The 6,433-nt window shown below is 30.4% G+C and carries 7 protein-coding genes and 1 tRNA gene; all 8 read left to right on the forward strand.

The annotated features are described in order from the left end of the window. The first annotated feature begins 254 nt into the window (after positions 1 to 254). On the forward strand, positions 255 to 1,967 hold the full coding sequence (locus ABDZ60_RS11840; protein ID WP_016205917.1) for a proline--tRNA ligase: 1,713 nt from the start codon (positions 255 to 257) through the stop codon (positions 1,965 to 1,967). Positions 1,968 to 1,978: 11 nt separating this feature from the next. After that, entirely contained in the window at positions 1,979 to 3,379 is a 1,401-nt protein-coding gene (cysS, locus tag ABDZ60_RS11845; protein ID WP_343778307.1) for a cysteine--tRNA ligase, read from the forward strand. A 47-nt stretch (positions 3,380 to 3,426) separates the two neighbouring features. After that, positions 3,427 to 3,843 (forward strand): Mini-ribonuclease 3, encoded by a 417-nt coding sequence (locus tag ABDZ60_RS11850; protein ID WP_016205916.1) that lies wholly within the window; start codon positions 3,427 to 3,429, stop codon positions 3,841 to 3,843. A gap of 40 nt (positions 3,844 to 3,883) precedes the next feature. Then, the gene (gene rlmB / locus ABDZ60_RS11855; protein WP_242849769.1) at positions 3,884 to 4,792 is read left to right on the forward strand and encodes a 23S rRNA (guanosine(2251)-2'-O)-methyltransferase RlmB; all 909 of its coding nucleotides are present in this window, start codon (positions 3,884 to 3,886) and stop codon (positions 4,790 to 4,792) included. Between the two features lie 17 nt (positions 4,793 to 4,809). Then, positions 4,810 to 5,322, forward strand: coding sequence for an NYN domain-containing protein (locus ABDZ60_RS11860; RefSeq protein ID WP_016205914.1), 513 nt, complete (start codon positions 4,810 to 4,812; stop codon positions 5,320 to 5,322). A gap of 54 nt (positions 5,323 to 5,376) precedes the next feature. Then, a complete protein-coding gene (sigH, locus tag ABDZ60_RS11865) occupies positions 5,377 to 6,021 on the forward strand; it encodes an RNA polymerase sporulation sigma factor SigH (protein ID WP_016205913.1) in 645 nt (214 codons plus the stop codon). An 88-nt stretch (positions 6,022 to 6,109) separates the two neighbouring features. Further along, a tRNA-Thr gene (locus ABDZ60_RS11870) sits at positions 6,110 to 6,185 on the forward strand. A 32-nt stretch (positions 6,186 to 6,217) separates the two neighbouring features. Continuing rightward, positions 6,218 to 6,433 (forward strand): GTP-binding protein (locus tag ABDZ60_RS11875; protein WP_343778311.1); only part of this gene is annotated, 216 nt, incomplete at its 3' end.

Consider the following 6,433-nt stretch of genomic DNA (forward strand, 5'->3'; position numbering starts at 1 on the left):
AATTTAAAACAGTGAAGAAGAATAGTAGAATCCGCCATTCAGAGAGAAAATTCATAGGCTGTAAAATTTTCAATAGGGTTTGAACCAGCTTTGGAGTTATAGGAAAAAACTATCGGTTTAATACCGTTATCATTTTAGAGAACAAATTTAGGTGGTACCGCGAGATAAGTTCGCCCTAATCAAATTAGGGCGGGCTTTTTTTATATATAGAAATTTAAGAATTAAAATAAATAACAATATAGGAGGAAGCAAAGATGAAAATGTCTAATATGTTAATATCAACATTAAGAGAGGTTCCAGCAGAAGCTGAAATAGATAGTCATAAACTGATGTTAAGAGCTGGAATGATAAGAAAAATGGCATCAGGTATATACAATTATATGCCATTAGGATTAAAGGTTTTAAAAAATGTAGAGAATATAATAAGAGAGGAAATGAATAATGCAGGAGCACAAGAATTCTTAGCTTCAGCAGTACTGCCAGCAGAACTATGGCAAGAGTCTGGAAGATGGGATGTTTATGGAGATGAATTATTTAGATTAAAAGATAGAAATAATAGAGATTTTTGTCTTGGACCAACTCATGAAGAAGTATTTACTGATATTGCAAGAAATGAAATTAAATCATATAAACAATTGCCAATAAATCTTTATCAAATACAAACAAAGTATAGAGATGAAAGAAGACCTAGATTCGGAGTAATGAGATCAAGAGAATTTATAATGAAAGATGCTTATAGTTTCGATAAAAATCAAGAAGGTTTGGATATTTCTTATAATAAGATGAGAGAAGCATATATTAAAATATTTAATAGATGTGGTATAGAGGCAAAACCTGTTGAAGCAGATTCAGGAGCTATAGGAGGATCTAATTCAGCAGAATTTATGGTTAAGTCAGAAGTTGGAGAAGATGATGTAGTATTCTGCACAGCATGTGATTATGCAGCTAATATAGAAAAGGCTTATTCAACAGCCGAAAAATCAGAAGTTGAAGAATTAAAGCCTCTAAATAAAGTAGAAACACCAAATGTAAAAACAATTGAAGAATTAGTAAAATTCTTTAATACAACAGAAAAAAGATTTGCTAAAACTTTAATATATAATGCTGATGATAAAATAGTAGCAGCAATGGTTAGAGGCGATAGAGAAGTTAATGAAGTTAAGGTTTCAAATGCTTTAGGTGGAGTAGTAAACTTAAATATGGCAACACCAGAAGAGGTATTTAAGGCAACTAATGCACAAGTTGGATTTGCTGGTCCTATAAATATAAAAGTAGATGTTTTATTAGTTGATGAAGAAGTTGCTAATATGTACAATTTTATTGTTGGAGCTAATGAAACTGGATATCATATTGAAAATGTAAATTATAACAGAGATTTTGAAGGTATAGTTGGAGATTATAGAAATATAACTGAAGGTGAAAAGTGCCCAGTTTGTGGTGGTAAAGTAACTATATCAAGAGGAACTGAAGTTGGTCATATATTTAAACTAGGAACAAAGTATTCAGAAGCTATGAATGCCAATTTTATAGATGAAAATGGTAAGGAAAAGCCATTTATAATGGGTTGTTATGGTATTGGTGTAACAAGAACAATGGCCTCAATAATAGAACAACATAACGATGAAAATGGAATAGTTTGGCCTTTATCTGTAGCACCATATCATGTTAATATTATCCCTGTGAATATTAAAGATGAAGAACAAATGAAGATTGCTAACAAGATATATGAAGAGTTAAAAATGATAGGTGTTGAAGCGATACTAGATGATAGAAATGAAAGAGCAGGAGTTAAATTTAAGGATTCAGACCTTATGGGAATACCAATGAGGATAACAGTTGGTAAGAAAATTGTTGATGGAGAAGTAGAATTTAAACTTAGAATATCAGAAATGGAAAATATAAAGATAGAAGAAGCTATAGAGAAAGTTAGAGAAGAGTTTAAGAAAAATAAATTATCTGTAAGATAGGAGGTAATTAAATGAGAGTTTATAATAGCTTAACTAGAAAAAAAGAAGAGTTTGTACCGCTAACCCCAGGTGAAGTTAAGATGTATGTATGTGGGCCTACTGTTTATAATTATTTTCACATAGGTAATGGAAGAACTTTTATTATATTTGATACTATAAGAAGATATTTAGAGTATAGAGGATATAAAGTTAAATTCGTTCAAAACTTTACAGATATAGATGATAAAATGATAAATAAAGCAAATGAAGAAAAAACTACAGTTTTAAATATTGGAAATAGATATATAGATGAATATTATAAGGATGCAGATGGTTTAAATATTAAAAGAGCATCAATAAATCCAAGAGCTACTGAATATATAAATGATATAATTGAATTTGTTGAGGGATTAATAGAAAAAGGATATGCTTATGAAGTAGAGGGAGATGTTTATTTTAGAACTAAAAAGTTTGATAGTTATGGAAAGCTTATAAAGCAAAGCTTAGAAGACCTTCAATCAGGAGCTAGAATAAGTATTGATGAAAGAAAAGAAGATCCTATGGATTTTGCTGTATGGAAGTCACAGAAACCTGGAGAGCCAGCTTGGGAAAGCCCATGGGGATTAGGAAGACCTGGATGGCACATAGAATGCTCTTGTATGGCTAAAAAAATATTAGGAGATACAATAGATATACATGCAGGTGGAATGGATTTAGCATTTCCACATCATGAAAATGAAATAGCTCAAAGTGAAGCTTTGACAGGAAAGCCTTTTGCAAATTACTGGATGCATTCAGCATATTTAAATGTTAATAATCAAAAGATGTCAAAATCATTAAATAACTTCTTAACGGCTAGAGATGCACTTGAAAAATATGATTCAGATATAATAAGATTTTTAATGTTATCTGCTCATTATAGAGTTCAATTAAATTATAGTGATGATTTATTAGAGTCAGCTAAATCTTCGGTTGAAAGATTATATAACGCAGTTTCTAATTTAGAGAGCTTAATAAGTGAAGTTAAAAAAGAAGATATGGATAATAAAGAAAAAGATTATTTAGAGTCTTTAAATGTTTATAGACAAAAATATATAGAAAAAATGGATGACGACTTTAATACAGCAGATGCTATTACGGCTATATTTGACCTTATAAGGGATATAAATACTAATATATCAATAGAGTCATCAAAGGAACTTTGTGAAGCTGCTCTAAGTTTAATAAGGGAACTTGGAGAACCTTTAGGAATTCTTCAGAAATCAACAAAAGGAAGTTTAGAAGAAGAAATAGAAGATTTAATAGAGCAAAGACAGCAAGCAAGAAAAAATAGAGATTTCGCATTAGCCGATAAAATTAGAGATGATTTGAAGGCTAGAAATATAATTTTAGAAGATACTCCACAAGGAGTAAGATGGAAAAAAATAAATTAGTCTAGAGGGCTGCAATTTTGCAGCCTTTCTTTAAAGGAGAGAAACGTATGTTAGAGGATTTAAGAGTCAGGGAATTTAATAGAGAAGAGGCTAGGAGATTAAATCCTTTGCAATTAGCTTTAATAGGAGATGGAGTGTATGAAATATATATAAGAAATTATATATTATCCAATAATACAGATCTATCTGCACACAAAATTCATGTAAAGGCAATAGGATATGTTAAAGCTAAGAGCCAGTCTAATATAATGCATAATATAGAAGATATATTAACAGAAGACGAATTATATATTTATAAAAGAGGTCGAAATGCAAAGTCAGCTACTATTCCTAAAAATGCAGATGTGATAGACTATAGAAATGCTACTGGATTTGAAGCCTTAGTTGGATATTTATATTTGACTGGAAATAAGGAAAGATTAAATATTATATTAGAAAAATCTACAGAAACATACTTAACATAATTAAGGAAAAGTATATAATAGAGATAAGGAGTGATTTAATGTGACTAAAGGAAATAGAGAAGCTAGAATGAAGGCTAGAATGGAAAGACAAATGTTTGAAAATGCTTCAGCACAAGGAAAAAGACAATTTACTAGAGAAAATAAAAATGCAAGAGATAATTACTCAAAGGAAAGTGTTGTTACTCAAAATGAAGAAGAGACTAGAGAAGATTTAATTATAGGCAGAAATGCTGTAATAGAAGTTTTAAAAAGTGATAGAACAATAGAATGTATATATATAGCTAATGGAAATATGGAAGGCTCTATAAAAGTTATAATAAATATGGCAAGAGAAAAAGGGTTAGTACTAAAGGAAGTAGATAGAAAAAAGCTAGATGGTATGAGTAATGGTACAAATCATCAAGGTGTAATAGCTTTAGTTACTCCATTTAAGTATTGTCAGATTGCAGATATGTTAAAGGATGCGAGAGAGAAGAAACAGGATCCATTTATAGTGATTCTCGATGAGATAGAAGATCCTCACAACTTAGGTTCCATAATTAGAACAGCAGAATTATGTGGAGTTCATGGAATAATTATACCTAAAAGAAGGAATGTTGGAATAACATCAACTGTATACAAATGTTCAGTTGGAGCCATAGAACATATGAAAATTGCAAAAGTAACAAATATAAATGCAGCTATAGACGAATTAAAAGAAAGTGGAATATGGGTTTATGGAGCAGATATAGCAGGAGAAGAATATAGCTATGAAGTGAATTTTAATGGACCGTGTGCAGTGGTTATAGGAAGTGAAGGAAGGGGAATATCCAAATTAACTCTTAAAAAGTGTGATAAATTAATTAAAATACCTATGATAGGTAAAATTAACTCTTTAAATGCTTCAGTTGCAGGTGGTATAATGATGTATGAAATACTAAAGGGAAGATTACTAAAAAAGCAAAGTTAAGACTGAAGAGGTAGCATGTGAAAATTATATTTGTTGATGGATATAACGTTATAAATAGCTGGCCCAATCTAAAAGTACAAAAAGATTACAGTTTTGATGGAGCTAGAAAAAGTCTAATAGATAGTTTACATAATTATTCAGTCTATGAGGGTTGTAAGATAATCGTAGTATTTGATGCACATAAGGTTAAGAGAAGTATTGAAAAGAAAGAAAATATAAATAAAAATATTAGTATAGTGTTCACAAAAGATGGTGAGACAGCAGATTCTTATATAGAGAGAGAAGTCCATATTTTAGGTAGGCGATTTGAGGTGAACGTAGTTACATCGGATTGGCTTGAACAACAAACTATCTTTCAAAGAGGCGCTATTAGGATATCTGCATTGGAATTTTATAATGAAGTTATTGAAACAGAAAATAGGATAAAAAATAAAGCAATAAAAAATATGTATTCATCTAAAAATCATTTGGGGGATAATGTGGATGAAGATATATTGAAAAAATTAGAAGAAATAAGAAGAAGCAAGTAAAATTTTGACTAAATATATACTATAATACTATAGGGCTTAAAGGGGTGATATATAGTGGAGAATACAAAAAAAGAAAAAGGTTTATTCGTAGAATTTCTAAATAAAGTAGATGAGGAAGTAGTTGATGAAGCAAAAAAAGGTAATATAAGAGCTCAAGAATATTTAATTTCTAAATATGAAAACTTTGTAAAAGCAAAAGCTAAGTCATATTTCCTTATTGGAGCAGATAAAGAAGATATCTATCAGGAAGGAATGATAGGTCTATATAAAGCTATTAGAGACTTTAAATCTGATAAATTAACAAGTTTTAAAGCATTTGCAGAACTATGTATAACTAGACAAATAATAACTGCAATAAAAACAGCAACCAGACAAAAACATATCCCTTTAAACACATATATATCCTTAAACAAGCCTATTTATGAAGAAGAATCAGATAGAACATTAATAGATGTTTTATCTGAATTAAAGATAACAAATCCTGAGGAGCTTATAATTGGAAAGGAACAATTAAAGCATATAGAAGGAGAGATGGCTAAGGTATTATCAGAACTTGAGTTAGAGGTGCTTCAGTCATATTTAGATGGCAAGTCTTATCAAGAAATAGCATGTGATTTAGATAGGCAGGCTAAGTCTATAGATAATGCACTACAAAGAGTGAAGCGAAAGCTTGAAAAATGTCTGGATACCGAAAAATAAGTCGTTAAATTTTTATTGACAAATTTTTTGAACAATAGTAAACTTTATAATTGGTATATTAAACTATAAACCATATTAAAATGGAAATGCTCACGTAGCTCAGTAGGCAGAGCGTCGCCTTGGTAAGGCGGAGGTCGTCGGTTCAATCCCGATCGTGAGCTCCAATATAGTTGAACGCTCACCAAGAGTGATTATTGTGATTGTAAATTGCTTTAACCTTTGCAGTGAGCTAAATATATTACCAAAAAAGCTAGAAAACGCTAGGCAAAGTTTATTACAAAGATTAAAGGAGGATTTTACAATGGCAAAGCAAAAATTCGAAAGAAGCAAACCACACGTAAATATTGGAACAATCGGTCACGTTGACCACGGTAAGACAACTTTAACTGCTGCAATCACAACAGTTTTAGCA

It is taken from the genome of Clostridium sartagoforme, from assembly GCF_039521405.1.
GTDB classification, from domain to species: domain Bacteria; phylum Bacillota; class Clostridia; order Clostridiales; family Clostridiaceae; genus Clostridium; species Clostridium sartagoforme.

Bases quoted from the DNA above. Each gene is read 5' to 3' on its own strand.
- ABDZ60_RS11840 (WP_016205917.1), top strand. From the start codon at position 255: ATGAAAATGTCTAATATGTTAATATCAACATTAAGAGAGGTTCCAGCA.
- cysS (WP_343778307.1), top strand. From the start codon at position 1,979: ATGAGAGTTTATAATAGCTTAACTAGAAAAAAAGAAGAGTTTGTACCG.
- ABDZ60_RS11850 (WP_016205916.1), top strand. From the start codon at position 3,427: ATGTTAGAGGATTTAAGAGTCAGGGAATTTAATAGAGAAGAGGCTAGG.